The following is a 14551-nucleotide window of genomic DNA, read 5'->3' on the forward strand; positions in this document are numbered from 1 at the left end:
AGGGCATGGAATACGGACACCTTGGCCGCACCGGCCTGCTGGTCAGCAAGCTCTGCCTGGGGACCATGAATTTCGGTCCGCAGACCACGGAAGAGGACTCCTTCGCGATCATGGATCGCGCCCACGAGCTCGGGATCAACTTCTTCGACACCGCCAACGTGTACGGCTGGGTGAAGGGCGAGGGGATCACCGAGAACATCATCGGCCGCTGGTTCGCCAAGGGCGACGGCCGTCGTGAGCGTACGGTCATCGCCACCAAGCTGTACGGCTCGATGGGCGACTGGCCTAACGAGGAGAAGCTCTCCGCGCTGAACATCCGGCGGGCGGCGGAGGCCTCGCTGCGCCGGATGCAGACCGACTACATCGACGTCTACCAGGCCCACCACATCGACCGGGACACCCCGTTCGATGAGTTCTGGGAGGCGATGGACATCCTCAAGCAGCAGGGCAAGATCCTGTATGTCGGTTCGTCGAACTTCGCCGGCTGGCACATCGCCAAGGCCCAGGAGTCGGCCCGCCGCCGGAACACCCTCGGCCTGGTCAGCGAGCAGTCCCACTACAACCTGATCGTCCGCGCGCCCGAGCTGGAGGTCATCCCGGCCTGTGAGGACTACGGCCTCGGGCTGATCCCGTGGAGCCCGCTGGCGGGCGGCCTGCTCGGCGGCATCCTGCGGAAGATCGACAAGGGCCGCTCGGCGGCCGACCACATCGTCGCCCAGCTCGACAAGCACCGCGACAAGATCGAGCAGTACGAGGCGTTCTGCGACGAGCTCGGCGAGGACCCGGCCAATGTCGGCCTGGCATGGCTGCTGCACCAGCGGGCGGTCACCGCGCCGATCATCGGCCCCCGCACGGTCGAGCAGCTCGACGGCACGATCCGGGCGCTGGAGATCGAACTGGACGACAAGGCGCTCGCCCGGCTCGACGAGATCTTCCCCGGCTTCAAGACCGCCCCGGAGGAGTACGCCTGGTGATCAGGCGTTGTTGAGCAACGCCCCGACGATCACGATGAGCACGAGCAGCGCGAGCACCGTGGGCAGCAGCCAGCGACGAGGACGATCCACGCCATGGAGCCTAGTCGCGGACTGCCAATGGGTACGCCTCGACCTGCTCGTACCGCACGCTCGCCCCGATGTTGCTGCGTACGAGGTGCACCGACGACACCTCCCAGCGCCGCCCGCCGAAGGCGCTCAGGGCGCCGACCAGGGGGCGCAGGTCGTCGCCGTGGCGTGACCGGGTCCTGGAGCGGGCCAGGGTGAGGTGGGGATGGAACCGCTTGCGGTCCGTCTCTGCCGCCCCGGCCCGCCGGGCGCCGGCCGCCACCGACCCGGCGAGCCTCGTCAGGGCCGGTCCGGCCTCCAGGCCGATCCAGAAGATGCGTCCGCGGGAGGCGGAGGGGAAGGCCCCGGCGCCGCCGAACGAGACCGTCTCGGGGGAATACCGGGCGGCCGCGCGGGCCAGCCGTACGCGTAGCTCGGGCAGCACCTCGTCGGGCACCTCGCCGAGGAAGGCCACGGTCACGTGCCACAGCGCGGGATCGACCCAGCGCAGCTCCGTCCACTCGGCACGTACGGGCTCGACCGCCGTGGCGATCTCCGCCAGCGCCTCAGGCGGCGGCAGCAGCGCCACGAACAATCTGCTCACGTGCCGATTCTTCCCTGACCGCCACGCGTGCCGCGACCATCCGGGTCACCAGCACCGCCAGGCAGACGCCGCACATGCTCAGCACGCCGGCGGCCACGACCGAGACCCGGGGACCGGCCAGCTCGGCGAGCCAGCCCACCAGCGGCGCCCCGATCGGCGCTCCCCCGGTGAAGACCAGAACGTAGATGCCCATGACCCGGCCGCGCATCTCGGGCGAGGCGCCGAGCTGCACCATCGTGTTCGCGGTCGTGTTGACGGTGATCATCGCCATGCCCGCGGGGACGAGCATCAGCAGGAACGCCGCGTACGCGGGCGCGAGCCCGGCGACGACCTGGAACAGCCCGAAGCACAGCGCCCCGGCGATCAGGAACCTGCGGCTCGGCTTGACCCGGCGCGCGGCCAGCAGCGCCCCGCCGAACGCCCCGACGGCGAACGCGCTGGACGCCACGCCGAAGGAGGACGCGCCCGCGCCGAACGCCTGCTTGGCCATCAGCGCGATGCTGGTCGAGAAGCTCTGGGCGAAGATCGCCATGAACGCCACGAGCAGCAGCGGCAGCAGCAGGTCGGGCCGGCCGCCGACGTAGCGCAGGCCCTCCCGCAACTGGCCCTTGCCCCGCGGCACGGGCTCCGGCGAGCGCAGCTCGGACACCCGCATGAGCGCGATCCCGGTGATCACGGCGGCGAACGACGCGGCGTTCAGCACGAAGATCGGGCCGGTGCCCATCCAGGAGATCAGCAGGCCGGCCACCGCCGGGCCGACGACCCGGGCGAGGTTGAAGGTCGAGCTGTTCAGCGCGATGGCGTTCGGCAGGTCCCGCCGGCCCACCATCTCGACCACGAACGACTGCCGTGTGGGCACCTCGACACAGGACACCAGGCCGAGCGTGAACGCCATGGCGTACACGTGCCAGACCTGGGCCGTCCCCGTGAGGACCAGCACGCCCATGGTGAGCGCCAGCAGCCCCATGAGCGTCTGGGCCGCCATGAGGATCCGGCGCTTGGGGTAGCGGTCCGCGATCACCCCGCCGAACATCCCGAACAGCATCGTCGGCAGGAACTGCAGCGCCACGGTGACGCCGAGCGCCGAGCCGCGGCCGTGCGCGAGGTCGAGGACCAGCCAGTCCTGGGCGGTGCGCTGCATCCAGGTGCCGACGTTGGAGATCACGCCGCCGGAGGCGAACAGGCGGTAGTTGTAGTTCCGCAGCGAGCGGAACATGCCGCCTACATCGTGGACAACTTCTCCAGGATCGGCGCCGCCGCTCGGAGCGTCGCCCTCTCCTCCGGCGTCAGGTCCTTGAGCCGCTGCGCCAGCCAGGCTTCCTTGGTTCGGCGCTCCTCCTTGAGCAGCGCCGCCCCCTGCGGCGTCACGCTCACCGTCACCTGCCGGCGATCGGTCGGATGAGGTTTGCGCTCCAGCAGACCCCGGGCCTCCAGCTTGGCGATCACGCGGGTCATCGAGGGCGGCTGCACCTTCTCGTGCTCCGCGAGCTCGCCGGGGGTCATTGCGGTGTGGCGCTCGACGGCGACGAGCGTCGCGAGCTGTGTGGGCGTCAGTGAGTGGTGCGCGGCCTGCTTGCGCATCCGTCGCGTCAGCCGGGCGAGGGACACGCGCAAGGCGGACGCGAGAGCGGCGTCGCTGCGCAAGTTCTGGGTGTTCGTTAGCATGACTCATTACCTTTGCTAACTATATGGCGCATGTCCGCATTCCTCCAAATCGTCCAGCTCTGCACGGGATCGCGACACACCGTACCGGCGCGATCCCGGCCATGGACGATTCCATGAACGATCAAGGCCCGGCCCCCGCGTGGGGGCCGGGCCTCGTACGTGCGTCGCGTCAGGCGAAGTCCTCCGGCGTGAACTCCTTCGGCTCGACCAGGACGAGCCAGTTGCCCTGGTTGTCGCGGATGACCGCCTCCACCCCGTACGGCCGCTCCGAGGGCTCCTGCAGGATCGTCACACCCTTGGCCGTGAGCTCCTGGCAGGTCTTGCGGCAGTCGTCCACGCGCAGTCCCAGGCCGCCCGCCTGGCCCTTGTCGAGCTGCCTGCGGTAGAACTCGGCGCCCTCGTCGTCGAGCGGCGGTCCCGGCTTCATCAGCGTGATCTCGAGTTCCGGGTGGTCCGGGTGGTTGATGGTGACCCAGCGGAACCCGTCCATCTGGATATCGGTGTTGGAGACGAAGCCGAGGACGTCCACGTAGAAGTCGCGGGCCTCGTCCTGGTCGCTGCAGTAGAGCGTGATCAAGGAGACGTTCCGAATCATGCGGCAGACGCTACTGCGACCCCTCTGACCTGGGCTTCTCCAAAATTGCACAATCGTCGTCCCGCTTCGGCGCGCCCCCGAGGTGGAGCACTCCGTTCATGAACAGGTAGCAGCCGGGGACGCGGGGGCCGCCGCGCGCCGCCCACCGGTCGCGGTATTCGCTCGGGCTCTCCCCCACCATCTGGCGGAACTTGGCCGAGAACGAGCCCAGGCTGCTGAAGCCCACGGTCATGCAGACCTCGGTCACGGTCAGGTTGGCGAAACGCAGCAGGTCCTGGGCGCGCTCCAGCCGCCGCCGGGTGAGGTAGCGCATCGGCGTCTCGCCGTACGCCGCCTCGAAGCAGCGGACGAAGTAGAACTTGGAGACCCCGGCGACGGCCGCGAGCCGGTCGAGATCGAGCTCGCTCTGATAGTCGCGGTCCATGCGGTCCCTGGCCAGGCGCAGCCGCGGCAGCAGCTCCACCGGCACCGTCCGCTGTCCCCTCACGGCCACGTCACGACCCTAGCCCGCCCCACCGACAGGTTTCCGCACTTGCCGGGGCATTCTAACGGTGTTAGGTTGCCATTCTAACGACGTTAGAATGGAGCCCGATGAGTCCGGCCTCACGCATCGACACCGAGGCGATCGTCCGCGCCGCCTTCGACATCCTGGATCGGGAGGGCTTCGCCGCGCTCTCGATGCGCACGCTGGCCGCGCACCTTGAGGTGAAGGCGGCGTCGCTCTACTACCACGTGCCGAACAAGGCGGCCCTGCTCCAGTTGGTCGCGGACCGCGTCGCGCGTCAGGTCGTCGCGTCGTTCGTTCCCGGCCGGCCCTGGCGCGACCTGCTTCACGGCATGGCGCGCGACCTGCGCGAGGCCCTGCGGGCCCACCCCGGGGCCGCGGCCGTCGTCGCCGTGCGGAACGCGTCGCCGGAGGTGTTCGAGGACGCCGTTCCCCTCGTCCTGTCGGCTATGCACGAAGGCCTGCGCCTCGCCGACGACGAGGCGCTGCACCTGGTTCAGGCGCTGTACGTCCTGGTGACCGGTCTCGCCCTGGCCGAGTTCGGCGAGACACCGGAGCCGCCGGCCGCACCCGCCGCCTATTACGACGCCTGGTTCGACATCGCCGTCTCGACGTTCCTGGATGGAATCCAGGCGCGGCACGGGGCGTGATCCCCCGATCCCCGCTCAGGAAGGACTTCCGACCGTGTTTCTCGCCGCGCTGCTCCTGGTCGTCGCCGCCGACGCCTACTTCGTCCTCACCACGCTCGCCGACCTCTTCCCGTTCAACAACGTGCGGGAGGCGAAGAGGTCGGAGAAGCTGACCGAGGTGGCCGTGAACGGGCCGATCCTGGCGCTCCCCGCCCTGCTGCTCGTCTGGGCGTCCGCGGCCGGACTGCCCGTCCTCGCCTACGCCGGGGCGGCCGTCGAACTGCTCGCGGTCCTCGGCGGCCTGGCCCTGTGGTGGCTGCCGTACCTGGCCGGGGTGACCGTGCCGTGGGCGACGGCGGGCACGGGCGAGACCTGGGCCGCGCTGCACGCGCGCACCTACGCGAAGACCGTCATCGTGCTCCCCCGCCGGGGCGACCGTCCACGGCCCAATCTGGAGCACATGATCCTGCACACGCTCATGTTCGCGGCCGCCGCCTGCACGTTCGCCGCCGCCACGGCCCTGTGACGTACGCCGGGCCGCCGGGACACGCCCGGGACACCCGCGAAGACACCGGCTCAGGACAGCCCGTCCCCTCGGCTTCATCGATCCGTAGACGGCGCAGCAGATCGCCGAACCGTAGCCGCCACCCGCGTCCAGTCAGCCGGCGACACGTCTCGTCGACCTCGCGTAGGACCGGCACATCTCTGCGAACAGCCCGATCACGACGATGCCGAGCACGCCTTGATACCACTTCCAGCCCACGCCCATGCCGACGAACCCGTCCAAGATCATGATGCCCGCGCCGCCTCCGACGGCCGCCAGCATCACGGCCAGCACGAACAGCATCAGCGTCCGCGGCACCTTGCGCCCGAGCGGCGTGACCGTGGCGAGGGCGGCACACGCGCCCATCAGGCCGGAGGCGGTCGCGAGCCACTGCGCGGTGGCCGCGTCCATGAAGTACCCCTGGGTCTCGGAGGCCGGCACCGGCGGGCCACCCGGGAAGCCGAGCCGGTCCTGCAGGGCGAAGGCGGCCTTCCCCGCGGCGTAGCCGAGGAACAACACGGCCAGCGCGTACGCCGGCCAGCGCCGTGGGTGAGCGGAATCGAACATGGCTCGACCGTAGACACGGCGTGCCCGGCAGCACTCCCGTGTATGAGGGAAACGCCTCCCCCCTGTGGGGGAGCGCCCCTCCGAGGGTCACCGACGGCCGGCGCGCGAGAGGCCGCCGCGGCGTTGCCACGGCGGCCTCCGTACGGCGCGGATCAGCTCAGGCCGAGCAGGCTCTTGAGGGGCTCCAGCGCGAAGTACACGACGAACAGCGCGCCCACCAGCCACATCAGGGGGTGGAGATCGCGCGCCTTGCCGCGGAACACCTTGATGGCGATGTAGCTCACGAAGCCCGCGCCGATCCCGGCGGTGATCGAGTACGTGAACGGCATGAGAACGATGGTCAGGAACGCGGGGATCGCGGTCTCGAAGTCGCTGAAGTCGATCTCCTTGACCTGGGTCATCATGAGGAAGCCGACGACCACGAGGGCCGGGGTCGCCGCCTCGAACGGCACGATCTCCGTCAGCGGGGCGAAGAACATGGCCAGCAGGAACAGCACGCCGGTGACGATGCTCGCCAGACCGGTACGCGCGCCCTCGCCGACACCGGCCGCCGACTCGATGTAGGTGGTGTTGGACGAGACGCTGGCCGCGCCGCCGGCCGCCGCCGCGAGCGAGTCGACGAGCAGGATCTCCTTGGTGCGCTCGACGGTCCCGTCCTCCTGGACCAGGTTCGCCTGGCGGCCCACGCCGACGATCGTGCCCATCGTGTCGAAGAAGTCGGCGAGCATGAGCGTGAAGACGAACATCACGGCCGCCAGGCCGCCGATCTTGGCGAAGCTGCCGAACAGGCTGAACTGGCCGAGCAGCGACAGGTCGGGCAGCTCGATGAAGTTCTTCGGCCACGCGGGCACGTTGAGCGACCACCCGTTGGGGTTGCTTCCGTCGGGGGTCTGCGGCCCGATCTTGCCGACCGCCTCGACGATCATGGCGAGCACGGTGGTGCCGACGATTCCGAGCAGGATGGCGCCCTTGACCCTGCGGGCGACGAGGAAGGCCGTCACGAGCAGGCCGACGACGAAGACGAGTGTGGGCCACCCGGTCAGCGAGCCGTTGCCCAGCGCGCCGAGCTTGACCGGGACCGTGGTGCCGCTCGCGTCCGGCATGCGCCGGACGAACCCGGCGTCGACGAACCCGATCAGCGCAATGAACAGGCCGATGCCGACGCTGATCGCGGTCTTGAGCTGGGCAGGGATCGCGTGGAACACCGCCACCCGGAAGCCCGTCACCACGAGGATCGCGATGACGATGCCCTCGAGCACCACCAGGCCCATCGCGTCCTCCCACGACATCTGGCTGGCGATGCCGAAGGCGAGGAAGGCGTTCAGTCCGAGGCCGGTGGCCAGGGCGAACGGCACCCGGCCGAAGACGCCCATGATGATCGTGAGGATGCCGGCGGCGAACGCGGTGGCCGCGGCGACCAGCGCGATGTTGGGGTTCTCCCCGTCACCGAGGAACTGGCCCGTCTTGTCGGCGACGGTGCCGATGATGAGCGGGTTGAGCACCACGATGTAGGCCATCGTGAAGAAGGTGGCGAAGCCGCCGCGGACCTCCTGTCCGACGGAGGAACCACGGGCTGAGATGGAGAAGTATCGATCGAGAAAATTAGGGGTGTTCATGGGGTTCGCATTCACGCGCGCAGAGTCGCAGGCCCTTACCATCCGCGGAAAGAGCCAGGGGAGCAGCGTTGTCCTTTCGTGACTGGTTTGTCATGAAGATACCGGCTCGCTGCCGCGACCTTCTAAGCTGGCTGCCGTGAGCGAGCGCCGGCCGGACCCCATGCCTCTCAGGACGAGGGACACCCTCACGATCCTGGCCGGGACGGCCCTGTGGGTGATCGCCCTGGCCGTCGTGCTGCTGGTGGTCAGACCGGCCGACCCGCGGCCGGTCTGGGTCTGCGTCGCCGGGATCGGGCTCGGCCTGTTCGGGGTCCTGTACATCCGCCGCCGCGACGCCCGGCTGCGCGAGTCCGTCCCCGCCGCCGCCGAAGCCGACGAGTCAGAGCCCCGCCGCCCCTGAGGGGCCCTCCCACCACGTCAGGTGGGCGGTCGCCTCGGCCGCCGGCTCGATGATCTCCCACGCCTCGGCGATCAGCCCGTCGTCGAGCCGCCAGATGTCGACGACCGCGATCTCCGGCCCGGCAGCGGGCAGCCGGCGCCGCGAGTGCATCACGACGTGATCGCCGTCGGCCAGCACGTGCCGGATCTCCACCTGCATGCCGGCGAGCGGGACGAGCGCGGCGCGGACGGCGGCGAGCCAATCCGCCTTGGTCCTGGTCGCGTCCGGCCGGTGGTGGACGAAGTCGTCGCTCAGCGACGACGCGAGCGCGTCGACGTCACCGGTCGCGATCAGTGCCTCCAGTGCCTGTCGCACGATGCTCCTGTTGTCTGTGGTCATGTCCTTGGTCGGCATGGCCAGCAGTGTTTCCGCCGTTGGCGTGGATTGTCGATGAAGTGGCATTTCATCGGCGTACGGCCCGCCCGGGAGTAGCATCGGCGGCCATGCACACGGTCGGGGAACTGTTGCGGCGGTGGCGGCATCACCGGCGACTCAGCCAGCTGGATCTCGCGATCGCCGCCGACGTCTCGGCCCGCCACGTCAGCCTGGTGGAAACCGGCAAGTCCCACCCGAGCGCCGACATGATCCTGCGGCTCGCCGAACAGCTCGACGTGCCGTTGCGCGAGCGCAACCGGCTGTTGCTCGCCGCCGGCTTCGCACCCCGCTACGCCGAGCGGCCGCTCGACGGGGACGCCCTGTCGGCTGCCCGGAGTGCGGTCGGGAGGGTCCTCCGGGCGCACGAGCCGTACCCGGCGCTGGTCGTCGACCGCCGGTGGAACATCGTGATGACCAACAGCGCCCTCGACCCGTTCCTCGCACACGTCGCGCCCGATCTGCTGCGGCCGCCGATCAACATGGTGCGGCTCGGGCTCGACCCGCGCGGGCTCGCTCCGCACATCGTCAACCTGGCCGAGGTGCGTGCGCTGCTCCGTATCCGGATCGGGCGTCAGCTCGTCGTCGCTCCCAGTGCCGAGCTGACCGCGCTCTACGAGGAGTTGCTGGCACCCGGTGCGGGCCGCGAGGACGCGCGGCACCCGATCGAGGCCGAGATCGCCGTTCCGATGATCTTCCGCTTCGGCGGACGGGAACTGCGGCTGTTCTCGACCACCACCACGTTCGGCACCCCGATGGACATCACCCTGGACGAGGTCGCGATCGAGTCGTACTACCCCGCCGACGCGGAGAGCGCCGCGTACTTCACCACGCCCGGCCAAGCCTCCTTCGACGTCCCCGGGCACCCCGCCTAGATCGAGGCCGTGGGATCGAGGTCGGCCTCGGCGAGCAGCAGGGGGACCCGGGCGGGGTCGCGCAGGAGCGCCGCCACGGCGAGGCGGTCGCCCCACTGGCCGGCCGCCCAGGCGAGGCCCCTGGCCAGGCCGTCGACGCCGGTCGCGTGCACCACGCCCTCGAAGAACCGCCACGGCACCGGCCTGCCGTCCACGAGCAGCTCGTCGTGCTCGACGTACGTCACGGGAGCGCCGGGCAGCAGCGAGCGCACCTCGGGCGGCACGGGCTTCTCGGCGCCGGCCGAGGTGACCGCGCCGGTGACCACCTCACCGGCGAGCGACAGGTCGAGCACCTCCGACAGCGCCTCGGCGAGGTCGAACGGCGCGAGCACGAGCGGCCGGTCCTCGACCAGGGCGAGCAGGTCGGGCGCCTCCACCACGACCGGGCCGTCCTCGACGTCCGCGACCGTGACCGTGCCCTTCAGCACGGCGCGTACGGCCTCCGGCGGGCTCACCCGGGCGGGATCGACGGCCGCCAGCGCGATCCACAGGGACCGCAGCTGGGCCCGGTCGACCTCCAGCGACGAGTCGGCCAGCAGGTCGAGCAGCTCTTCCGGGCCGCCGCGCGAGTCGAGCAGTTCGGCGAGGGTGGACCGGACGCCGATCATCTTCAGCGCGTCCTCGTCGATCCCCGCCGGCGCCTCGCCGTACAGGCCGAACAGCAGCGGGTCGCCCGTCGGGAGCCGCAGCTCCGTCGGCTTACGCTCGCCGAGCACCGGGTGCCGCGACAGCCACCAGGCCGTGTACGACGGCACCTCGACGGTCTCCCCCGCCGCGAGCACCCGCATGGGCCGCAGAGCGGCGCGCAGCGGGGGCCGCGACAGCAGCGCGAGCGCGCTCGGCCAGTCGGCGACGTACTCCAGGTCGCGTACGGCGGTGAACTCCCTGACCACCGGCGGCACGTCGAGATCGGGTAGCAGATCGAGCACGGCCTCCAGCCACTCGTCCTCGAGGTCGAGGTCGTGGTCGCACTCGGCGGGGTCGAGCAGCACGTCGGAATCGTTGACCACGGCGAAGCCGTCGAGCACCCCGGCCGCCGCCAGCACGTGCGGGCCGAACTTCTCCACCAGGTCGGGGGCGGCGACGCCGAACGGCACCTCGGGGTCGATGAGCCCGGCCAGGGAGCCCTCGGCCAGCAGCAGCTCGCCCGCCGCGTACAGCTCGCCGTCGGCGCCGCGCAGCGCCAGGTCGGCCAGCCACGGGGCCTCCCCCGCGGTCAGGCCCGCCGCGTCGACCAGGGCCAGCACGGCCTGGGCCACCGGCTCGGGGTCGGCGCTGTTCAGCGACTCGGACACGGCCGCGTGGGTGAGCGGGTCCTCCAGCACCGTACGCGGGGTCGCCTCGGCCGCGCCCAGCCGCAGCAGCAGCGGGTGGACGGCGTCCGGGTGGACGATCCGCAGCCCGAGCGGCGCGAGTAGGGCGGGATCGAAAGTGCCTGACTCCTGCGACAGCACGAGCGTGCCGCGCGGGCCGCGCACCAGGCGGCCGTCGGCCAGCGGCACGGCGACGGCGCCGATCGCCTCCAGGTCGTCGGCGGGCAGCACCTCGTACAGCGACCGCCACCACGCCGGGTCCTTGTCCTCCACCGCCTCGCCGGACAGCATGTCCACGACGTCGGCCAGGTCGACCCGGCGTACGCCGAGCGTGGTCAGGGCCGGATGCCGCGAGGCCCAGCCCGCCGGCAGCAGCCCGGGGACGATGCCGGCGATCTTCGCCAGGAACCCGGCCGTCCCGTCGACCGCCCGTGCCTGGTTTCCTGGCACCACGCCCTCGGAGATCGTCGGCAGCAGCGGCGTGTCCGGCAGCGCCTTGACGATCTCCCGCCTGATCGCCGCGTCGAGCGCGCCCTTGCCCATCAGGCCGGGCACGAGGTCGAGCAGGTCCGGCGTCGCCGGGAGCTCCCCCAGCAGCCGTACGTACGCCTCGGCGGCCCTGGCGACCAGGAAGTCGGTGAGCGGCCCGGGGGCGACGTGCCGCCGGTCGGTGGTCATCGGGAACGACGCGATCAGCAGGGCGGGCAGGTCGAGCGGCTCGTCGCTCGGCGTCGGCGCGTGCACCACCCTGGGGACGTCAGCGCGGCGGTCGCCGGGGACGGCCCAGCGGACCTCCCAGTAGGGCCGGGCCCGCTCCTCGGTCGGCCGGTCGGCGAACAGCTCGGCCACCTGCTCGGGGCCGAACGTGCCCGACTCGGCGACCACGTGCCAGCCCTCGGCCGAGATCGCGCGGGTCCGCCCGTCCACCTCGATCTCGACGCTCTCCAGCGCCGGCATCGACAGCGGCAGCGCGGGCCCCGCCTCCTCCAGCATCCGCCGTACGGCCTGCTCGGCGGCCTGGTCCCGCAGCGGAAGCCGGACGAGAGTGTCATAACCCTCGGGTACGTCGAGGGAGTCGTCGGAGAACGGCAGCCGCAGCAGCGGGACGTGCCCCTCTCGGCCCCGCAGCTCGGCGGCGAGCTCCGGCCGGGCGGCGACCAGCGCGGCGGTCTCCTCCCGGGACCAGCGCACTCCTCCTGTGGCGCGAGAGGAGACCGAGGGGGTGTCGGTGACCGACACCACGGCGGCGAAGCCGACGCCGAACCGGCCGGCCGCTCCCACCTCGTCCTTCTTGCCCGAGACACGCAGGGTGCACAGGCCCTCCACGCCGCTCTGGTCGAGCGGCGCCCCGACGTTGGCGGCCAGCAGCACGCCGTCGGCGAGCGTCAGCCGCAGGCGGCCCGGCACGCCGGCCCGTAGCGCGGCGTCGGCGGCGTTCTGGGCGAGCTCCACGACCAGCCGGTCGCGGTAGCCGCCGAGGGCGAAGTCCTCCTCGGCGTTGGCGTCCTCACGGAAGCGGGCAGGCGAGGCCGTCCAGGCCGCGAGAACGGTGTCACGCAGGCGCGCGGTATCGAACATGATCAGGCGTGACCCAAGGGTTCGGAGCCGGCCTCGTCCACGGAGCCCGACTCGATGATGTCGTATCCCATGTCGTCCAGGATCGGGGGCGCCGGGTCCATGACCATCGAGGGCACGGTGGTCGCCTCGGAGTGCGCCCCGCAGCCGTGGTCGGCGGACACCACGCGGCCGTCGTCCGGCGCGTACTCGTTGGCGCAGACGCCGAAGCCGAGGCCCAGCGCTCCGGCGAGCGGCCAGTAGAAGCCGCAGGTGGAGCATTGCGCGGGGGCGGCGTGCGCGATCGGGGTGTGCGGTCCTGCCTCACCGGCGGCCCAGCGCCGCGCGGCGAGGTCGCGGCCGAGCACCGACAGGACGCGGGCGCGTCCCAGGCCCAGCTCGAAGATCGCCTGCTTGTCGATGTCCTCGTCGGCGGAGGCGAACCCCGGCACGAGCCGGTCGTCGTCGGCCTCGGCCGGCAGCAGGTCGCCCACGCCGAGGTCACCCGGGCGCAGCCGCTCGTTCCACGGCACCCAAGCGGGAGCGAGCAGCGCGCCCGAGCCGGGCAGCAGCACGGTCTCGCTCACGGTCACAATGCGGGCGCGGGAGGCCCGGGTGACGGTGACCGCCCAGCGCCAGCCGCGGTAGGCGCGGTCGAGGCACTCGAAGTAATGGGTGACGACCCGGTCGCCCTCGTTGTCGAAGCCCAGGTGCTCTCCCACCTCCCCGGGGCGCGCGATGTTCTCCGCGGCCCGGCGGGCGAGGTCGACCGCCGCCGCACAGGCCTGGTCGACTGGAGTGCTACGGATTCGGGTACGACTCACACTCCATTTTCACCCACGCCGCGAGCGGACCGCACCGGCTCGATGGGCAAATCTTGGAAGGACCCTCGGTGCCTATGGTGAAGATTTGGGCGAAAGTTACGCGTGTTGTGAGAGCACCGGCGCGGGCGACGCGCCGGCTCACGCACGCCCAGGGAGCGGGCCGCACCGGCCTCGGCCACCTCATCGAGCTGACGGCCGCCCATTCCGCCGGGGACGCGCTGGTCACCGTGGCCCTCGCCGGGGCGCTGCTGTTCGCGCTGCCGGTCGGCCAGGCCCGCGGTCAGGTCGCGGCCTACCTGCTGATCACCATGCTGCCGTTCGCGGTGGTGGCACCCTTCGTCGGGCCGGTGCTCGACCGGCTCCGCTCGGGCCGCCGCTACATCATGGCCGGCACCCTGCTCGCGCGGGGCCTGCTGTGCTGGGGGATGGCCGGCGCCGTCCACACCTCCGACGCGGTCACGCTGTTCCCTTCGGCGCTCGCCGTGCTGGTCCTGTCGAAGGCCTACAACGTGTCCCGGGCGGCGATCATGCCGAGCGTGCTGCCCGCCGACATCCCGCTGGTGACGGCCAACGCCAGGGTCGCGTTGTTCGCGCTGGTGTCGGCCGGCGTGGGTGCCGGCGTGGCCGCCGGCCTGTCGGCCGCCGCCGGGGCCGACTGGGTGCTGCGCGGCGCCGTGCCGCTGTTCCTGCTGTCCGGGGTGTTCGCCGTACGGCTGCCGCGGCACGTGGACGCGCCCGACCTGGAGGAGACCGAGCCACGCCCCCGATGGCGCACCGTGCTCAACCTGGGCCCTGTGGTGGGCGAGGCCATGGGCGCCAACGCCGCGATCCGGGTGCAGTCGGGCTTCCTCGTGTTCTTCCTGCTGTTCCTCGTCCAGGACGGCCACCTGCGCGGCGTGGACCCGAAGGTCGCGCTGGCGCTGCTGGCCGCCGCCGCGGGCGCGGGCGGCCTGGCCGGGGCCGCCGCCGGCTCCTGGTCCCGCTCCCGGTCGCCACACCTGACCGTCATGGCCACGCTCGCGCTGGCCACGGTCGCGACCGTCTCGGCGGCGTTCTTCTTCACCGTGTGGACCGCCGCCGCCGTGGCCCTCGTGGGCGCGTTCGCCCAGGGCCTCGGCAAGCTCGCGTTCGACGCCATCGTGCAGCGCGAGATCGGCGAGGAGGTGCGCTCCTCGGCGTTCGGCGTCGCCGAGACGCTGCTCCAGATCGCCTGGGTCCTCGGCGGCCTGCTGGGCCTGGTGATGTCGCTGTTCGTGGCCGGCCCCGCCGGGTTCGGCGTGATGTCCGCCGCCCTCGCGCTCTCCTTCGGCCGCCTCGTCATGCTCCGCCGCCGCAGGCTCGCCGCCCGCGCCGCCACGGCCACCTGAACT

General features: G+C 71.6%; 16 protein-coding genes. 6 read left to right on the forward strand and 10 right to left on the reverse strand.

The window, feature by feature from the left end; all coding sequences use genetic code 11:
* Positions 1–5: 5 nt before the first annotated feature.
* Positions 6–974: an aldo/keto reductase gene (locus QSK36_RS36645; RefSeq protein WP_183542998.1), complete on the forward strand. Its 969-nt coding sequence runs from the start codon at positions 6–8 to the stop codon at positions 972–974.
* A 100-nt stretch (positions 975–1074) separates the two neighbouring features.
* On the opposite strand, the gene thpR is transcribed toward QSK36_RS36645, so the two are convergent.
* From thpR to QSK36_RS36670, 5 genes are all read right to left on the reverse strand, one after another.
* Positions 1075–1644 carry an RNA 2',3'-cyclic phosphodiesterase gene (gene thpR, locus QSK36_RS36650; RefSeq protein ID WP_183543000.1) on the reverse strand — a complete coding sequence of 190 codons (570 nt, stop codon included), beginning with the start codon at positions 1642–1644 and terminating at the stop codon, positions 1075–1077.
* A complete protein-coding gene (locus QSK36_RS36655; RefSeq protein WP_139578713.1) occupies positions 1607–2860 on the reverse strand; it encodes an MFS transporter in 1254 nt (417 codons plus the stop codon). Before QSK36_RS36655 ends, thpR begins: the two co-directional genes overlap by 38 nt.
* A 5-nt stretch (positions 2861–2865) precedes the next feature.
* Complete coding sequence (locus QSK36_RS36660) at positions 2866–3309, reverse strand: MarR family winged helix-turn-helix transcriptional regulator (protein WP_285785563.1); 444 nt, start codon at positions 3307–3309, stop codon at positions 2866–2868.
* A 169-nt stretch (positions 3310–3478) separates the two neighbouring features.
* Positions 3479–3904 carry a VOC family protein gene (locus QSK36_RS36665; RefSeq protein WP_285785564.1) on the reverse strand — a complete coding sequence of 142 codons (426 nt, stop codon included), beginning with the start codon at positions 3902–3904 and terminating at the stop codon, positions 3479–3481.
* 10 nt (positions 3905–3914) lie between these two features.
* Positions 3915–4397, reverse strand: coding sequence for a helix-turn-helix transcriptional regulator (locus QSK36_RS36670; RefSeq protein ID WP_285785565.1), 483 nt, complete (start codon positions 4395–4397; stop codon positions 3915–3917).
* Between the two features lie 98 nt (positions 4398–4495).
* Between QSK36_RS36670 and QSK36_RS36675 the strand changes: the two genes are divergently transcribed.
* The gene (locus QSK36_RS36675) at positions 4496–5059 is read left to right on the forward strand and encodes a TetR/AcrR family transcriptional regulator (protein ID WP_285785566.1); all 564 of its coding nucleotides are present in this window, start codon (positions 4496–4498) and stop codon (positions 5057–5059) included.
* A 34-nt stretch (positions 5060–5093) separates the two neighbouring features.
* The gene (locus QSK36_RS36680) at positions 5094–5564 is read left to right on the forward strand and encodes a hypothetical protein (RefSeq protein WP_183543008.1); all 471 of its coding nucleotides are present in this window, start codon (positions 5094–5096) and stop codon (positions 5562–5564) included.
* Positions 5565–5696: 132 nt separating this feature from the next.
* Here QSK36_RS36680 and QSK36_RS36685 read toward each other — a convergent pair whose 3' ends face one another.
* Both QSK36_RS36685 and QSK36_RS36690 read right to left on the reverse strand, forming a co-directional pair.
* Positions 5697–6149 (reverse strand): hypothetical protein, encoded by a 453-nt coding sequence (locus QSK36_RS36685; RefSeq protein ID WP_285785567.1) that lies wholly within the window; start codon positions 6147–6149, stop codon positions 5697–5699.
* Between the two features lie 152 nt (positions 6150–6301).
* Positions 6302–7765, reverse strand: coding sequence for an NCS2 family permease (locus QSK36_RS36690; RefSeq protein WP_285785568.1), 1464 nt, complete (start codon positions 7763–7765; stop codon positions 6302–6304).
* A 136-nt stretch (positions 7766–7901) separates the two neighbouring features.
* On the opposite strand from QSK36_RS36690, the gene QSK36_RS36695 reads away from it, so the two are divergent.
* On the forward strand, positions 7902–8165 hold the full coding sequence (locus QSK36_RS36695) for a DUF2530 domain-containing protein (protein ID WP_183543014.1): 264 nt from the start codon (positions 7902–7904) through the stop codon (positions 8163–8165).
* Here QSK36_RS36695 and QSK36_RS36700 read toward each other — a convergent pair.
* Positions 8145–8558, reverse strand: coding sequence for a nuclear transport factor 2 family protein (locus QSK36_RS36700; protein ID WP_225898748.1), 414 nt, complete (start codon positions 8556–8558; stop codon positions 8145–8147). The two genes, QSK36_RS36695 and QSK36_RS36700, sit on opposite strands and share 21 nt — an antisense overlap.
* An 89-nt stretch (positions 8559–8647) precedes the next feature.
* Here QSK36_RS36700 and QSK36_RS36705 point away from each other — a divergent pair, with 89 nt between their 5' ends.
* Entirely contained in the window at positions 8648–9451 is an 804-nt protein-coding gene (locus QSK36_RS36705; protein WP_183543016.1) for a helix-turn-helix transcriptional regulator, read from the forward strand.
* Here the strand turns inward: QSK36_RS36705 and QSK36_RS36710 are convergent.
* Complete coding sequence (locus QSK36_RS36710) at positions 9448–12381, reverse strand: sacsin N-terminal ATP-binding-like domain-containing protein (protein ID WP_285785569.1); 2934 nt, start codon at positions 12379–12381, stop codon at positions 9448–9450. The genes QSK36_RS36705 and QSK36_RS36710 overlap by 4 nt on opposite strands.
* A gap of 2 nt (positions 12382–12383) precedes the next feature.
* The gene (locus tag QSK36_RS36715) at positions 12384–13181 is read right to left on the reverse strand and encodes a DUF3027 domain-containing protein (protein WP_183543020.1); all 798 of its coding nucleotides are present in this window, start codon (positions 13179–13181) and stop codon (positions 12384–12386) included.
* 107 nt (positions 13182–13288) lie between these two features.
* On the opposite strand from QSK36_RS36715, the gene QSK36_RS36720 reads away from it, so the two are divergent.
* A complete protein-coding gene (locus QSK36_RS36720) occupies positions 13289–14548 on the forward strand; it encodes an MFS transporter (RefSeq protein WP_285785570.1) in 1260 nt (419 codons plus the stop codon).
* Positions 14549–14551: the final 3 nt, after the last annotated feature.

The organism is Microbispora sp. NBRC 16548 (assembly GCF_030268985.1).
In the GTDB taxonomy this organism is placed as follows: Bacteria; Actinomycetota; Actinomycetes; order Streptosporangiales; family Streptosporangiaceae; genus Microbispora; species Microbispora catharanthi.